13 protein-coding genes are annotated in these 14903 nt (G+C 56.0%); 3 read left to right on the top strand and 10 right to left on the bottom strand.

Going from position 1 to position 14903, the window contains the following annotated elements; all coding sequences use genetic code 11:
- Window positions 1-8: 8 nt before the first annotated feature.
- Genes ACI7RC_RS04945 through ACI7RC_RS04955 form a run of 3 tightly spaced genes read right to left on the bottom strand, consistent with a single transcriptional unit; the run spans window position 9 to window position 2581 of the window.
- Window positions 9-734 (bottom strand): phosphoadenylyl-sulfate reductase, encoded by a 726-nt coding sequence (locus ACI7RC_RS04945; protein WP_408107130.1) that lies wholly within the window; start codon window positions 732-734, stop codon window positions 9-11.
- An 18-nt stretch (window positions 735-752) separates the two neighbouring features.
- Window positions 753-989, bottom strand: a complete 237-nt coding sequence (locus tag ACI7RC_RS04950) for a DUF3906 family protein (protein WP_408107131.1) — start codon at window positions 987-989, stop codon at window positions 753-755.
- 26 nt (window positions 990-1015) lie between these two features.
- Window positions 1016-2581: a nitrite/sulfite reductase gene (locus tag ACI7RC_RS04955; RefSeq protein WP_408107251.1), complete on the bottom strand. Its 1566-nt coding sequence runs from the start codon at window positions 2579-2581 to the stop codon at window positions 1016-1018.
- Window positions 2582-2872: 291 nt separating this feature from the next.
- Here ACI7RC_RS04955 and ACI7RC_RS04960 point away from each other — a divergent pair, with 291 nt between their 5' ends.
- Window positions 2873-3634 carry a class I SAM-dependent methyltransferase gene (locus ACI7RC_RS04960; protein WP_408107132.1) on the top strand — a complete coding sequence of 254 codons (762 nt, stop codon included), beginning with the start codon at window positions 2873-2875 and terminating at the stop codon, window positions 3632-3634.
- 78 nt (window positions 3635-3712) lie between these two features.
- On the opposite strand, the gene ACI7RC_RS04965 is transcribed toward ACI7RC_RS04960, so the two are convergent.
- Complete coding sequence (locus ACI7RC_RS04965; protein WP_408107133.1) at window positions 3713-4633, bottom strand: PhzF family phenazine biosynthesis protein; 921 nt, start codon at window positions 4631-4633, stop codon at window positions 3713-3715.
- A 116-nt stretch (window positions 4634-4749) separates the two neighbouring features.
- Between ACI7RC_RS04965 and ACI7RC_RS04970 the strand changes: the two genes are divergently transcribed.
- Entirely contained in the window at window positions 4750-5637 is an 888-nt protein-coding gene (locus ACI7RC_RS04970) for a LysR family transcriptional regulator (RefSeq protein WP_408107134.1), read from the top strand.
- Window positions 5638-5668: 31 nt separating this feature from the next.
- Window positions 5669-6589: an aldo/keto reductase gene (locus tag ACI7RC_RS04975; RefSeq protein ID WP_408107135.1), complete on the top strand. Its 921-nt coding sequence runs from the start codon at window positions 5669-5671 to the stop codon at window positions 6587-6589.
- Window positions 6590-6835: 246 nt separating this feature from the next.
- Here ACI7RC_RS04975 and ACI7RC_RS04980 read toward each other — a convergent pair whose 3' ends face one another.
- The 6 genes from ACI7RC_RS04980 to ACI7RC_RS05005 all read right to left on the bottom strand — a co-directional run bounded on the left by ACI7RC_RS04980 (window position 6836) and on the right by ACI7RC_RS05005 (window position 14902).
- On the bottom strand, window positions 6836-8308 hold the full coding sequence (locus ACI7RC_RS04980; RefSeq protein ID WP_408107136.1) for a rhamnulokinase: 1473 nt from the start codon (window positions 8306-8308) through the stop codon (window positions 6836-6838).
- Window positions 8305-9525: an L-rhamnose isomerase gene (gene rhaI, locus ACI7RC_RS04985; RefSeq protein ID WP_408107137.1), complete on the bottom strand. Its 1221-nt coding sequence runs from the start codon at window positions 9523-9525 to the stop codon at window positions 8305-8307. Before rhaI ends, ACI7RC_RS04980 begins: the two co-directional genes overlap by 4 nt.
- 34 nt (window positions 9526-9559) lie before the next feature.
- Complete coding sequence (locus ACI7RC_RS04990; protein ID WP_408107138.1) at window positions 9560-11629, bottom strand: bifunctional aldolase/short-chain dehydrogenase; 2070 nt, start codon at window positions 11627-11629, stop codon at window positions 9560-9562.
- A gap of 128 nt (window positions 11630-11757) precedes the next feature.
- Window positions 11758-12840 (bottom strand): autoinducer 2 ABC transporter substrate-binding protein, encoded by a 1083-nt coding sequence (locus ACI7RC_RS04995; RefSeq protein WP_408107139.1) that lies wholly within the window; start codon window positions 12838-12840, stop codon window positions 11758-11760.
- 110 nt (window positions 12841-12950) lie between these two features.
- A complete protein-coding gene (locus ACI7RC_RS05000; RefSeq protein ID WP_408107140.1) occupies window positions 12951-13907 on the bottom strand; it encodes an ABC transporter permease in 957 nt (318 codons plus the stop codon).
- Window positions 13904-14902, bottom strand: coding sequence for an ABC transporter permease (locus ACI7RC_RS05005; RefSeq protein ID WP_408107141.1), 999 nt, complete (start codon window positions 14900-14902; stop codon window positions 13904-13906). Before ACI7RC_RS05005 ends, ACI7RC_RS05000 begins: the two co-directional genes overlap by 4 nt.
- Window position 14903 lies beyond the last annotated feature (1 nt).

Consider the following 14903-nt stretch of genomic DNA (forward strand, 5'->3'; position numbering starts at 1 on the left):
CCTTTCTCCTATTTCGATGACGCGGGCGGCAGATGCAGGCCGCATTCCGTTTTGCCGCTGAACGCCCACCGCCCGGCCCTCGCGTCCTCTCCTGCTTCAACTGCCCTGGTGCACGGCTGGCACCCGATGCTGGGATAGCCTTGGTCGTGCAGGGGATTGTAAGGGAGCCCGAAAGCGTGCAGGTACTCCCAGATCTCCTGCCACGTCCAGTGAATCAGCGGACAGATTTTCAATGAGCGGAATTTCTCGTCCCGGTTGACAAACTCTACATTCGCCCGCGTCGGCGACTGCTCCCGCCGCAGACCGGACAGCCAGGCCAAAGCGCCATCCAGCACGCCGGCGAGCGGACTCACCTTGCGCAGTTGGCAGCAGAGGTCAGGCTGTTTTTGCCACAGCTCCTCCCCGTACGCGGCCGCTTGATCGGCAAGCGTCAGCTCCGGCTGAGTCATGGTGATGCGCAGGTCGGGGTACCGTTCGCGAACGCGTTTGATCAGTTCATAGGTTTCGGCGAAGTGGAGATGGGTGTCGAGAAAAAAGACGCGCGCATCCCGTTTGACCTGACTGATGTGGTCCAACAGCACGATCCCTTCCGCGCCAAAGCTGCAGGCGTACACCAGCTCATCGCCAAAGGCGGCGTATGCCCACTTGATCACGCCCATCGTGTCTGTGGCGGACAGCTCTGCGTTGACAGCAGCGAGTAGTTTGTCTGTTGCCGATTCATAACGGATACTCATATTCCCCCTCCTCGCCCGTTAAAATTGGGAAGTTTCGATCACATACCCTACTCCTTGCCGGCCCAGCGGTTTCTTTTCCACCAGGCTGAGCTGTTTGATCGCCATTGGAGCGATCGTGTGGCGCAGGATATTGTTTTCCGCCGAGCTGAATGCTTTTTCGTCGGATGACGCTATAACCACAACGGTCAGCAGCCGCTCCTGTTCCAATACCGCCTCCAGCTTATACAGGTACGTCTCTGTTTGCTGTTCCCCCATGTTTTCCTCCCCCTGTTTGGCGTTCCTTAAGCTGTTTGCAGGATCGCATCAACCTGCCGCTGGATCGCCTCCAGGCCGACGCGCTCTACGTAGCGCCAGTACGGTTCGCCACCCTGCCGCTCTTCTTTGTAGATCGCGATCAGCTGCGCAAGGAACGGTCCAAGATCGTCAGCCATGATCCGCGCTTTCAGTTTTTGATTGAACCGCGCCTCTTCCAGCGTGCCCCCAACGTAGATGTCAAAGGCGTCAACCATGCCGTTTGGCGTCTTGACCAAAGCCCCCTGCAAGCCGATATCGCCAATCTGCCGCTGTCCGCACGAATTGGGGCAGCCTACCATGTGAATCCGCAGCGGCGTGTCGAGCGCCACCGTCTGGTCCAGGTACTCCGCCAGCGTGCGCATCCGCTCTTTTGTCTCGACGACAGCCAGATTGCAGTACTCGATCCCCGTGCAGGAGACGGCGTAGCCGACAAACGTCTGGGGAGCGAGCGTAAAGCGGGTCGCAATGATCGGCTCGGTGCGGAAGGCCTCCAGCTTTTCCTCGGGGATCTGGCGGATCAACACATTTTGCGAATTGCAGGTGCCGATCGTTCCGTCACCGTACTCGTCTGCCAACCGGGCCAATTCGGACAGTTCGTCCGCGTTCATCCGCCCCACGGGAACAGACAGGCCGGCGTAGTAGAAGCCTTTCTGCCTCTGTTCGTGAAGGCCGTAAAAATACCCGGCATTCCATCCCTTCAGCAAGTCTTCCCCCCGCGTCTCCAGCGGGCCGATCAGCTTCACCAGCTCCTCGCGAAACTTTTCTGCGCCCCAATCGGCGACGAGGAATTTGAGGCGGGCGTGTGTCCGCTTTTGCCGGTAGCCAAAATCTCGGAACAGCGTGGTCACGCCTGCCGCTACCTTAACCACCTCTTCCGGGCGGCAGAAGACGTCCAGCTGCTGTGCCAGATACGGTTTGGCCGACAGTCCCCCGCCGACCCAGACGTGAAAGCCGACCACTTCTTCCGTGCCGATCGTCTTTTTAGCCGGAGAAAAGGCCAGGTCGTTGATCTGGGCGTGGGCCGCATTGTACACATTGGCCGAGATCGACATCTTGTACTTGCGCGGCAGATTGGAAAAATCCCGGTTCAGCAGGAAAAACTGCTCCAATTCCTTGATGATCGGACGCGTATCCAGCACTTCATGCGGGTCAATGCCGGCAAGCGGATTGCCCACGATCGTCCGCGGACAGTCCCCGCAAGCCTCAAACGAGGACAACCCGACTTCCGACAGCCGCGAAAAGATGTCGGCCAACGATTCCACCGTCAGCCAGTGAAACTGCACCGCTTGCCGCGTCGTCACATCCACCAGATCGCGGCCGTAGTCTTTTGCAATGCCTGCCAGCGTCCGGGCCTGCTGGCTGGTCAGGATGCCTCCGGGAATGCGGACGCGCATCATGAAGTGACCGTCTTTCGGACGCTGTTGGTAGATGCCCGCCCACTTAAACCGGTCGAAATCGGACGGCTCAATCGAGGTATACCCTTCTTTCGAGTAGCTGTTGACGATCGTCTCGATCACGTCCAGCCCGTCTTTTTCCAGTTTGGTCAACTCCATTTTGTTCAGATTGGGATCATCTGCCCATTTCCACTTTCTTTGCTCGGACACGGGTAAACACGCTCCTTTTTGACGAAATATTCGGACCTCAGTTCACAGCGGTGAGAAAGATGCTTACGAATGATTATAAACGATAATTCCTATATGTTTAGTATGAATTATAGTCAGGTTATTTTTTTCTGTCAATGAGAAAAAATTCGAAAAAATCGGAGTCAGACCTGATCGCCAAGCAGGAATGGAACCCGCCGAAGCAAATATATGTTCCTATGATCAGATGAAAGGGTGAGCATGATGAATCTCTCTCAAGAAAATCATTTTTTACAGATAAACTGCCAAACCTGGAATCAAGAGGCACACCGTTTCTTCGGCAGAACGCCGCTACCCGATTATGGTCCCTTTGCACCAGGCGAGGAAGAACTTCGGTTGCTTGGTGATGTGGAGAATAAAAGGGTGTTGGACATCGGCTGCGGCAGCGGCCATTCGCTGCAGTACATGGCTTTGCGAAAAGCAGGTGAGCTGTGGGGTTTGGATTTATCAAGTACACAGATTGAAACCGCCAGGCAGCTGTTACAGGATAAAACGCCACAATTACGATTGTTTGCGTCACCGATGGAGGCAGACCCTGGATTGCCGCACGGCTATTTTGATATTGTCTACTCAATATTTGCTCTCGGCTGGACGGTAAACCTGCATAAAACCTTCAATAACATTTGGAATTATTTGAAGCCGGGAGGCGTGTTTGTTTTTAGTTGGGAACATCCTTTGTATAACCGGGTTGAATATCAGGATGATTCTTCGATTTTTCACAAGTCGTATTTGCAGGAAGGACCTTATTACCATGAAAAATGGCCCGCACCAGCCGTTATGCATCAGTACAAACTGAGTACATATGTAAATGAGCTGATTGGCACGGGCTTTCAGATAGAGAAAGTAATCGAAGAAGTCTCAATCCCCGATGATTCGAGTGAAAACAACCGAAACGCATGGTATTTTATAGAGAAAGCAAAGCTTGTTCCCGCTACTCTCATTATGAAAAGCAGAAAGCCCGGATGAGAGCTGTTTCATTCGAACAACCTCCCGGCTCTGCAACGGGTAATATGCCGTTTCAAGCCGGGAAAGCTGTTAAAATATCTACTTCAGATACAGTTCTCCAGAACCGATAATGACGCAATTCCCCCCGATCTTTACTTCCTTGTATGCGTTCCCCTCCTTCACAATCGTGATGTCAATATAACTGGGCCTCCCCATTTCCATTCCCTGTTCGCTTCTCATGAGATACACTCCGTTGTCAGTTGGCGGGATGACAGCATGTTCGACTAAATAAGCTCCTAAAGGACCGCTCGCTGCTCCCGTAGCCGGATCTTCCGGAATTCCCATGGCGGGCGCAAACATCCTGCTGTGAACGGAAGAGCGGGATTCCTCGGTTTCCGGCGTAAATGTAAAAATATGTTTTGTCTCGGGATTGCCGCTAAAATACTTCTCCCATATGTCCATACGGAATTGCATCTTTTGCATGGCTGTGAGTGAGCGGACCGGGATAAACAAAAACGGCACTCCTGTGGAAACGGTCTGAATCGGCAACGCCGGATCCAGATCTTCTGCGGATAGGGACAGCAGGTCTGCTGCTAACTGAGTCTCACCGTATTTTTCACCAAAAACAGGCAGCGGCTGATTCATTTCCACTCTGGAGATTTGAGCATGGACCTTAAAAACAGTTACGGGGATATCCCCTACTCCTTCCTCTATGATCCATTCATTCGCTCCTTCTTTTGTCCCCAACAAACCTTTTTCCGCCAAGACGTAAGCGGCCCCGATGGTTGGATGTCCGGCCATCGGCAGTTCAACTTTTGGCGTAAAGATTCGAAAACTCTTTGTCTTTTTTGGATCACGCGCCGGTCGGATAAAGACGGTTTCGGAAAGGTTTAGTTCCCTGGCGATTTTTTGCATGGTTTCTGTGTCCAAGGCTGCCTCTTCTTGAAAAACAGCCAGCTGATTGCCTCCAAAGGGCGCAGCGGTAAAGACGTCGACCAACGTGTAAGGCAAGGTTTTCATACAAATCCTCCCTGCTTTTTTCTTTCATCATATTCCGGTTCTTTACATTAATCAAATGAATGTTCATAATAATTATCATGAAATTAATTCATAATTGGAGTTGATGGGCTATCACATTGCTGCAATTTGAAATTTTTCGGGCCGTTGTCGATGCGGGAAGCTTTACAAAAGCGGGAGACAAGCTTGGCCTGTCCCAATCTGCTGTCAGCCATGCCATCAAGGGTCTGGAAGCCGAACTGAACCTTACCCTTTTGCACAGGGGGCGTTCAGGCATCTCACTCACTTCCGAAGGGGAAGCGATGATGGCGTATGTGAGGCAAATTCTGCATCTGACAGAAAAAATGAAACAAGAGGCTGGCCGGTTGAATGGGATGGAGGTCGGAACACTTCGAATAGGAACGTTTCCCAGTGTTTCAGCGTCCTTGCTGCCTTCCATTTTGGAAAAATTCCATTCCGCGTATCCTGGGATCCACGTTGAATTCCATGAAGGTGGTTACACGGAACTCAAACAAATGGTATCATCAAATATCATTGACATCAGTTTTCTCACTTCAAACGATAGCGCGAACCTCGACTTCATCCCGTTGTTTCAGGATCATCTGCAAGTGATCCTGCCGGGAAATCACCCCTTGCAAACGAAGAAACAGCTAAGTGTTCGAGACATCGCATCCTACCCTTTTATCATGCCAAAAGACGGATGTGACGATCTGATCAAGCAGCTGTTTGCAAAACATCATCTGCAGCCGAAGGTTTATTGTGAAATCGCAGACAACCAGGCGATCATCGCGATGGTGCAAAAAAACTTAGGTCTCAGCATCGTTCCGGAATTAGTGGCGCATGGCAATCACGACGGTCTAAGCAGAGTGCGGTTAAAGGAACAGTGCTTTCGAACGGTGGGATTGGCTCTTCAAAACCTTCCTCAAGTTTCTCCCGCCGTTGCTGCCTTTATCAACTTGACCAAATCCGTAGTCGGCGGCCATATCATTCATGAAGGTCGTAAATAGAGTAACCCCAAAAAGAACGGAGGAATCTCATATGAAATATCGCAGATTAGGCAAAACGGAAATGAAAGTCTCGGTAATCGGACTGGGCACCTGGCAGTTTGGCGGCGAATGGGGCATCGATTTTTCCCAAGAGGAGGCAGACCGGGTCTTAAACCGTGCAAAGGAACTGGGAATCAACCTGATCGATACGGCGGAGTGCTACGGGGATCACCTGTCGGAGCAGTTGATCGGGAACTTCCTTAAAAAAGACCGCCGGGAAGACTGGGTCGTCGCCACCAAATTCGGCCACCAGTTTCACGATAAATTCAAACGGACGGACAAGTACGGGGCACAGGATGTGCAAAAGCAGTTGGAAGACTCGCTGCGGGCACTGCAAACGGATTACATCGACCTGTATCAATTCCATTCCGGTCCGGATCAGGCATTTGACAACGACGACCTCTGGACCTATCTCGACAAGCAGGTGCAGGCAGGCAAAATTCGCCACCTGGGCCTCTCCTTGAACAAGCAAGCCAGCATGCATCAGACCGGGTCGGCGACAAAGGTGAAGGCGAGTACGATTCAAGTGGTGTACAACCGCCTGGATCGAAAACCGGAAGCGGAGGTATTCCCCTCCTGCCAAGAGCAGGATTTGGGCGTCTTGGCCCGCGTACCTTTGGCGAGCGGCTTTCTGAGCGGAAAATACAAGCCGGGTTCCGTCTTTGCGGCAAATGATGTGCGGCAAAACCACGATCAGGCGCAGGTGGAGCAGATGCTGAGGGAAGTGGAGCAGATCAAGCAAAACGAGGTGTCGCAAGGGGTGGACATGGCGCAGTGGGCTTTGGCCTGGTGCTTGCGGCATCCAGCGGTGACGACAGTCATTCCGGGCTGCAAAAATCCGGCGCAGGTGGAAGCGAATGCGAAGGCGGCTGAGTATGTAGAGGAAGATCATCCTCAGGCTTGGCGAGAATAGCCGGATACGCAGGGGGAAATGCCCCCTGCTTTTTCTTTGGAGTACATTAGGGATGGAAACAGAAAAAAATGGGCTCGCTTCGTTCGTGGCACGCCTGCGAGGAAGCGGGACTGGCCGTCTACATTACAAAAAACGGCACGTCGACCAAAAATGACTGGGAGTCAATCAACGTAGAATTTGGCCGACAAGCGTGTGCCGTTTTTTTTCGTTCCGACTGGGTGGGCGTGCCAAGGCCTCTGCTTGCTCCTAATGACAGCCTGTTACCTTCTGAAACAATCCGTATGCTTCGTTCCATAGCGCTGCTTCCTGGGGTTCATAGCTCTTGATTGCCAGCGATTCGCGAAGGAGTGCTCGGGCCTCGCGGATATCGCGGAGTTGGCCGTGGGCGATCAGTTGGACGGCGAGGTTGCCAAGCGCAGTCGCTTCGGCGGGGCCAGCCCAGACCGGGCAGCCGATGGCATTGGCGGTCCATTGGCACAACAGGGCGTTGTTTACGCCGCCGCCGACCAGGTGCAGGCCGGCGAAATGCTTCCCGCTTAGCAGCTCTGTGCGCACCAGGACGAGGCGGTACTTCATCGCCAGGCTCTCCAGCACGCAGCGCAGGATCTCGCCTTTCGATTCGGGAACGGACTGCCCGGTGTCCCGGCAGTACTGCTGAATCTGCTTTGGCATATGGGCCGGATGCAAAAACATCGGATCGTCCGGATCGATAAAGCGTTGAAACGGCTTGGCGCCACCTGCCAACGCGACCATCTCTTCGTAGCCGAGACGAGTCCCGCCGACCGCCCAGCAGCGCCGGCACTCCTCGAACAGCCACAGCCCCATGATATTCTTGAGCAGCCGAAACGTCCGATTGACGCCGCCTTCATTGGTAAAATTCCACTCCAACGCCTGATCGTTGATCACCGGCTGCGGCACTTCCGTCCCCAGCAGCGACCAGGTGCCGCAGCTCAAATAGGCAAAGTCCGGAGAGAGTGAGGGGATCGCCGCCACGGCCGAAGCGGTATCGTGCTCCCCTACGGCGACCACGGGCAGCGGCGGACACTCCAGCTCCGCACACAGGGAGGGCTGCAGCGCGCCGACAACCTGCCCGGGCTCGACTGCCTCGGCGAACATTTCTGCTGGCAGGCCCAAGCCTTGCAGGATGTATTCGTCCCATGAACGGGTCAGCGGATTGTACAGTTGGGTCGTGGAAGCGTTGGTCCATTCGCTCTTCTTTTCTCCCGTCAGGAAATACCGCAAGAGGTCGGGCATCATCAAGAAGCTCGCTGCCTGTTCGAGCAGCGGGGAACCCGACTGCTTCAGCGCATACAGCCGATACAGGCTGTTGATTGGCATAAACTGGATACCCGTCCGGGCAAAAATCTCCCGCTTCGGCAGGATGGCGCACACCTCTTCCAATTTGCCGTCGATCAGGCTGTCGCGGTAATGATAGGGATTGCCGAGCAGCTCCCCGTGCGTGCCGATCAAGCCAAAATCGACTCCCCAGGTGTCGATGCCCACGCTGTGCAATTCTGAAAAGCCTGTCTGGCGGGCTTTTAGCAACCCCTGTTTTAATTCGTGGAACAATCGCAGAACATCCCAGTACAGCCGCTCCCCTACCCGCACTGGGCTGTTTTCAAATCGGTGAACCTCCCAAAATGCCAGTCTGTTTCCGTCCACCCGCCCGGCTACCGCTCTGCCGCTGCTTGCGCCCAAATCAAATGCGAGTACGTTCACCAGCTCGCCCCACCTTTGCCGCGGCTGAGAATCTGATCGGCGTAGCCGCTCTCCAGATACGCTTTCATCGGGTCGGCAGGCAGACCCATTTCCTCCCGCACGACACCAAGCAAGGGACGAACGTCGCACTCGAACGCCTCCCTGACGATATTTTCCGCGGCGAGGACATCTTGGGACTCCTGGGCCCTCGCAAGCTCCTCTAAATTGACTAGCAGCGCTTTGGCGTACTGGGTCTGGACATTGATCACAGAGCGAATCATCGCCGGAATCTTCGGTTCAATCGCGTGGCTCTGATCGATCATGTAGGCGATCCGCTCTGCCGTGCGCCGAACGCCGGGGCTTTCGTCGGCCGACGCGGCGATGATTTGGTGGAAGATCAGAAACAGCTCATACGGGTTGATCGCCCCAGCGATCAGGTCGTCATCTCCGTATTTTCTGCTGTTAAAGTGAAAGCCGCCCAGCTTTTGTTCATCCAGGAGGTATGCGACGATGTGCTCCACGTTCGTCCCCTGCGGGTGATGCCCTGTGTCAACCAGCACCTGGGCCTGTTCCCCCAGCTTTACGGCTGCGTTGAACGCCATGCCCCAATCGGCCAGGTCGGTGTGGTAAAAAGCTGGTTCGTAGAATTTGTACTCGATCAGCATGCGCATGTCGGCCGGCATCGCCTGGTAAGTCTCAGCCAGCGCCCCCATCAGCCAGTGCTTGCGTTTTCGCAAATCCGCCTGTCCGGGGTAATTGGTACCATCCGCCAGCCAGATGCTGATGACCCTGGAGCCAACCGCTTTGGCGATCTCCACGCACTCCAGAAGATGGGCAAGCGCCTTTTTGCGAACGCGGGGGTCGGCGCTGCAGACACTGCCGAAGATGTAATCGTCTTCCTGAAACAGGTTAGGGTTGACCGCACCGATCGCGATACCCAAATCCTCGGCGTGCTGTTTCAGCTTGGCGTAATCCTCCACCTTGTCCCAAGGGATGTGAATTGCCACGGACGGGCAGGCTCCGGTCAGCCGATGCACCTCGGCGGCATCGGCCAGTTTTTCATAGGGGTCCCGGGGGACGCCCTGCTGCGCAAACACCTTGAATCTCGTGCCGGAATCGCCGTATCCCCAGGACGGCGTCTCCAGTTTGAACGCTTTTACTTTGGCTTTCACCTGTTCCACATCGATTCCCCGATCCCGCTGCTGCTCTGCAAACAGCAGGTAGGCACGATCACTCATGACTTCTCCTCCCTTCCTTAAGCCCGGCAGCGGCTCACCGGGTAAATGCCGCCGGGATGCCGCCGTCAACCGTAATCATGCAGCCGGTCGTCTTCTTTGCCCTGGATGAAGCCAAAAACGCGATCGCTTCGGCGATATCCTGTGGGTAGACGTTGACTCCCAGCGTCGTCCGGTTGCGGTAATGCTCTTCCAGTTGGTCTGGCGAAATGCCGTAAGCCGCCGCCCGTTCGTTGCGCCATGCGGAACTCCAGATCGCCGAGCCCTGCAGGACGGCGTCGGGCAGGACGGTGTTGACGCGAATCCCGGCACTTCCTCCTTCTGCCGCGATGCACCGGGCCAGATGAACCTCGGCCGCCTTGGCGGCGCTGTAGGCTGCCGCGTTTTTTCCCGCATAAAGTGAATTTTTTGAGCCGACAAAGACCATGCTTCCTCCCATATCCTGCTGTTTCATCACTTTGTAGGCCTCTCGCGCGACGAGGAAGTACCCAGTCCCGAGCACGTTCATGTTCACTTCCCATTCCTCCAGCGTCGTCTCCTCAAACGGGCTGGACGTCGCCAAGCCAGCGTTGTTGACCAGAATATCGATGCCGCCGTAGGTCAAGACCGCCTGGCGAATCGCCTCCTCGACCTCTTGTTCCCGGGTGACATCCAGCTTTAGCGCCAGCGCCCTGCCCTCCCCGTACGCCTGGTTGATTTCCCTGGAAACCTCCTCGGCGCCTTCCAGGTTCAGGTCCGCGACGACCACGTGAAGTCCCTCTGCCGCCAGCCGTTTGCAGGTGGCGCTGCCGATTCCGCCCGCCCCGCCGGTAACGAAGCCCACCTTGCGGGAAAATTCAGCTTCCGGTGGTGCCAGGGTCAACTTGTACAGCTCCAGCGGCCAGTATTCCACGGCATAAGACTCTTGTTCGCTCAGGGAGACAAATTGTCCGATCGCCGAAGCCCCCCGCATGACGGCGATGGCACGGTGGTACAATTCGCCGCTTACCTTGGCCATTTGGCGGGACTTGCCCGAATTGACCATGCCGATCCCGGGTATCAGTATGACTCGCGGTGCCGGGTCTCCCATCTTGTCCTGCTCGGCCCGGTTTCTCTCGAAGTAGCGTCGGTATTCCTGCACAAAGCGGGCGATCCCTGCCTGCAAGGCTTGCTTGAGCAGACCGGCGTCCCGGCTCGCCGGATCCCAATCCACGAACAAAGGAACGCGTTTCGTGTGCACCAGATGATCCGGGCAGGCCGCTCCTACCTGTGAAAGCCGCAGCGCATCGCGACTGTTGACAAACGCCAGCACCTCCTCGGAATCGTCGAAGGTGAGCAGCGTGCTTCGCTCCTTGCCCACCATCCCGCGGATCACCGGCATCACCTCTGCCAGCAGTTCCCTGCGCTCATCGGGCGGGAGGGCTTGATGCCTGGTACCGCCAAACACTTCCGCATCTTCTGTCCGGGAGTCAAGGTACTCCTCCGCTTCCCGAATGACCGCGATCGTCTTGGCGTAGCACGCTTCCGCTGTATCGCCCCAGGTGACCAAACCGTGCTTTTCCATCAGCACCAGCTCGGCATGCGGATTATTCTGCACCGCTTCGGCGATCAGCTTGGACAGGGTGAATCCGGGGCGGACGTAGGGAACCCAGACAAAACGCCCGCCGTATATCCTCTCAGCCACCTGCCGGCCGTTGTCGGCGCAGCACAGGCTGATAATCGCGTCAGGATGGGTATGGTCGACGTGAGCGAACGGCAGGAAGGCGTGCAGCAGCGTCTCGATGGACGGACGCGGATGACGGCTGTCGATCATGCAGTGGCGCAAGTACTCCACCATCTCATCGTCAGACATCTCTTCGCGCTCGATCAGCGGGCGAATATCGTTCAGGCGCAAGCCGGTAAACTGGTGTGCCTGCATCGTAGCCAAGTCCGACCCGCTTCCCTTCACCCACATGACTTCGATTTCACGGCCGCGAAAGTCGGTTTCCACGGTTTTCAGCGAAGTATTGCCGCCGCCCCAATTGGCTACCGACCGGTCCGCTCCCAGCAGATTGGAACGGTAGACCAATTCGTCCAAACCGCCGGTTCTTCGCTTTGCTTCGGCTGGATCCCAGAGATTTTTGACCACTATATACGCCTCCTGTCACTGTTTTTGGTATAAAATGGATTTTTCTTGCGGCAAAAAGGAAGCAAGGTATCCCCTTAGGGGAGGAACCCTGCTTCAATTGTCTCGTCCATGACCTGGCGACAGAGGTGTTAAAATTTGTAATCTCCGGCGTTTTCCTTGGTGAAGTCGGTGGGAGGGCCCATGATGATGGTCTTCCCGTCGGATTTCACCTGGATTTTGCCGACACCCGGCACCTCCTGCCCGTCGGTAAGCTTCTTGCCCTCAGCCAGGTCCTTAGCCACGGCAACGGCCAGATACCCCAGTTTTTCCGGGTCCCACAGCGTCGCTACATCGAGCGAACCGTCATCGAGAAAAGGCTTCGAATCGGTCGGCAGGGCCGTGCCGACGACGGCAATTTTGTCCTGCAAGCCTTTTTCCTGCACTGCCTGAGCCGCTCCAAGCGGGGCTGGTGTAGAGAAGGCCATGATTCCCTTTACGTCGGGGTTGGCTTTGATCAGATCCAGCGTCTTTTGGTACGCGACCTGCTGCTTTTCATCGGAAGCGATCTTGTCGCCGATAAACTTCAAGTTCGGGTATTTTTCCTGTGCCTGCTTTGTCGCCCAGTCGATCCAGGTGTTCAGGTTGGCAGCCGACAGTCCGCCGGTGACAACCGCGATTTGCGCCGAGTCGGTTCCCATTTTTTCGACGAGCAGATCGGTGACGTGCCGTCCGTACACCTCGTCGTCTATCTGGTGAACGGAGTACTCGACGAGCGATTGGTCAGCCGGCGTATCCCAATCGATCACGCGGATCCCCTGTTCCTTCGCCTTCTTCAAAACAGGGGTCAGCGATGCCGGATCGTTGGGGGCCACGGCGATCACATCCACCTTTTGAGCGATCAAATCTTCGATTACCTTCACCTGCTGGGCCGCATCCGCTTGGGTGGGTCCGGTATAAATCACGTCCACGCCGAGCTCTTCACCCGCTTTTTTCGCGCCTCTCTCCGACGCGTTAAAGTAGGGAATGCCGATCAGCTTCGGGACGACGGCAATCTTCAGCTTGGCATTCCCCTTGGGCGCCTCCGGCTGGGCTGCCGGCTGCTGCGCGGGCGTGCCGGACGAAGAGCCGGAGGAATTGCCGGACGGGGCGCTTGCCGGCGCATTGGCGCCGCAGGCAGTCAACATCCCGATCGATACGATGAGCGATAACAATCCGGACCATTTTTTCATCATGCATACTTCCCCCTTACTGTTTTCTTTTACACCTGAGCCTGACGAAGCACCCACCTTGTCTTTCCCAAGCACTCCCCCTTTTGCGGTCCTTGAGCGAATAAACTCTGGCGTCAGATCACCCCCCGCTCCGCCAAGCGCTTCTGCCGCGCTTTCGCCGACAGGAAGTTAAGGACGAGAACAAGGATGAGGATGAGTCCCATCATCATGTCGACAACGGTCCTCGGCACGCCCAGCAGGTTGAGGCCGTTGGACAACACCTGAAAGACGCCGACGGCAAAGACCGTGCCCATCACTTTCCCGTATCCCCCGGCAATCTCGGTGCCGCCCAGCACGGCAGCGGCGACGCTTTGCAGCAGATAGGACGAGCCGAGATCTACTTTGGCGGAATTGTATCGGGAGATCATGATGATCGACGCGACTGACGCCAACAGGGCGGAGAACAGGTAGACTCGCATCAGCACGCGCCGGGTATTGATCCCGGAAAACAGCGTGGCCAGCGGGTTGCTGCCGACCATGAAGACGCAGCGGCCCCACTTCGTCTTGTTGAGCAGGATCGAGGTGCCAAGAGCAATCGCAAAGAAGATCAGGATCGGAACCGGGACAGAAGCGATCGACCCGTTCCCGATCACGGCAAAGGCGTCGGGAAATCCTGAGATGGCATTCCCTTTGGTGATGCCAAGGATCAACCCTTCAAACAGCACCATCGAACCCAATGTCACCAATATCGGTGAAACGCCGATCACCGCCACAAAAAAGCCGTTCATCAAACCGCACAGGGCCGCTGCCGCCACGCCTGCCAGAACGGCGACGAGTATCGGGCTCCCCTTGGACAGAAGGAGGGCGATCACGACACCGGACAGCGCAGCCGTAAAGGTCAACGAGAGGTCGATGCCCGCCGAGATGATCACGACCATCATGGCCAGCGCCAAAATGCCCAGCTCAGGCAGTTGGAACATCATGTTGCTCAAGTTGTAGGCATCGAGAAAGCCTGGCGCACACAGCGCCATCAAGGCGAACAGCACTGCGAAAATCAAACCCAACACGGCTTCCTTGGAAAAGCTTTTCACCACTGCCCCCCCTCCCCTTCTACCTCCACTTTCATCAGCTTCTCTTCCGCTCGCTTGCGCTGCAGGTGGTCGTAGGAGACAGCTGCCAGAATCACCAGCCCGACGACGACCTTCTGCCAATACGTATCGATATGCAAGAGAATCAGTCCGTTCTGCATCACGCCAAGCAGCAGCGCTCCGAGCAGCGAGCCTGCGACCGAGCCGCTGCCGCCCAGGATGTTGGCCCCGCCGATGACGACGGCGGCAATTACGGTCAGTTCAAACCCGAGCAGGCCGTTCGGATCGACCGCTTTGGTGTAAGCGGTCTGGGCAACCGCCGCTACGCCCGCCAAAAAACCCATGTACCCGTAGACGAACAACTGAATCCGGTCGAGGTTGATGCCCACTCTGCCTGCCGCCGTCCGGTTCCCGCCGATGGCGTAGACAAAGCGGCCCGCGACCGTGTGCTTTAAAATGAACCAGGTCAAGAGCGCAACGGCGAACAGGATGTAGATCAGGATCGAGACGCCGAACAGCTTGCTTTCCGCAAAGCTGATAAAGACCTTGGGAAAATTGGTGCTGTTCAGGTACGCGCCATTGGTAAAAAACAGGATGGAGCCGTTAATGATGCTCATCGTCCCCAGGGTCACGACGATCGGGGGAATCTTGATCTTGGCGACGAGCAGACCGTTTATGAGCCCAAGCACAATTCCGCACAGCGGGGCCAAAAGAAACAGCAGCACCAGCGAGAGAAAGCCGTCCGGGAGGCCAAGCATCACGTGCCCCAGGATGACGGCGACGGCGCTTGTTACGGCCGCGACCGACACGTCGATTCCGCCGGTGATGATCACGAGCGTCATACCGATCGCCAGGATGCCCAGCACGGCGTTTCCCTTAACGACATCGATCACGTTGTCAAAGCTTAAAAAAACGGGGTTGATCAGAGAAATCACGGCACACAGCAGCAGGAGGACGGCTGCGATCCCAAACTCTTTTTGCCCAAAAAGCTTGCCCACG

This window comes from Brevibacillus sp. B_LB10_24 (genome assembly GCF_046036945.1).
Taxonomy (GTDB): domain Bacteria; phylum Bacillota; class Bacilli; order Brevibacillales; family Brevibacillaceae; genus Brevibacillus_C.

Excerpts from the sequence above, each read along its gene's own strand:
- ACI7RC_RS04945 (WP_408107130.1), bottom strand. The coding sequence starts at position 734 with ATGAGTATCCGTTATGAATCGGCAACAGACAAACTACTCGCTGCTGTC.
- ACI7RC_RS04950 (WP_408107131.1), bottom strand. The coding sequence starts at position 989 with ATGGGGGAACAGCAAACAGAGACGTACCTGTATAAGCTGGAGGCGGTA.
- ACI7RC_RS04955 (WP_408107251.1), bottom strand. The coding sequence starts at position 2,581 with ATGGAGTTGACCAAACTGGAAAAAGACGGGCTGGACGTGATCGAGACG.
- ACI7RC_RS04960 (WP_408107132.1), top strand. The coding sequence starts at position 2,873 with ATGAATCTCTCTCAAGAAAATCATTTTTTACAGATAAACTGCCAAACC.
- ACI7RC_RS04965 (WP_408107133.1), bottom strand. The coding sequence starts at position 4,633 with ATGAAAACCTTGCCTTACACGTTGGTCGACGTCTTTACCGCTGCGCCC.
- ACI7RC_RS04975 (WP_408107135.1), top strand. The coding sequence starts at position 5,669 with ATGAAATATCGCAGATTAGGCAAAACGGAAATGAAAGTCTCGGTAATC.
- rhaI (WP_408107137.1), bottom strand. The coding sequence starts at position 9,525 with ATGAGTGATCGTGCCTACCTGCTGTTTGCAGAGCAGCAGCGGGATCGG.
- ACI7RC_RS04995 (WP_408107139.1), bottom strand. The coding sequence starts at position 12,840 with ATGATGAAAAAATGGTCCGGATTGTTATCGCTCATCGTATCGATCGGG.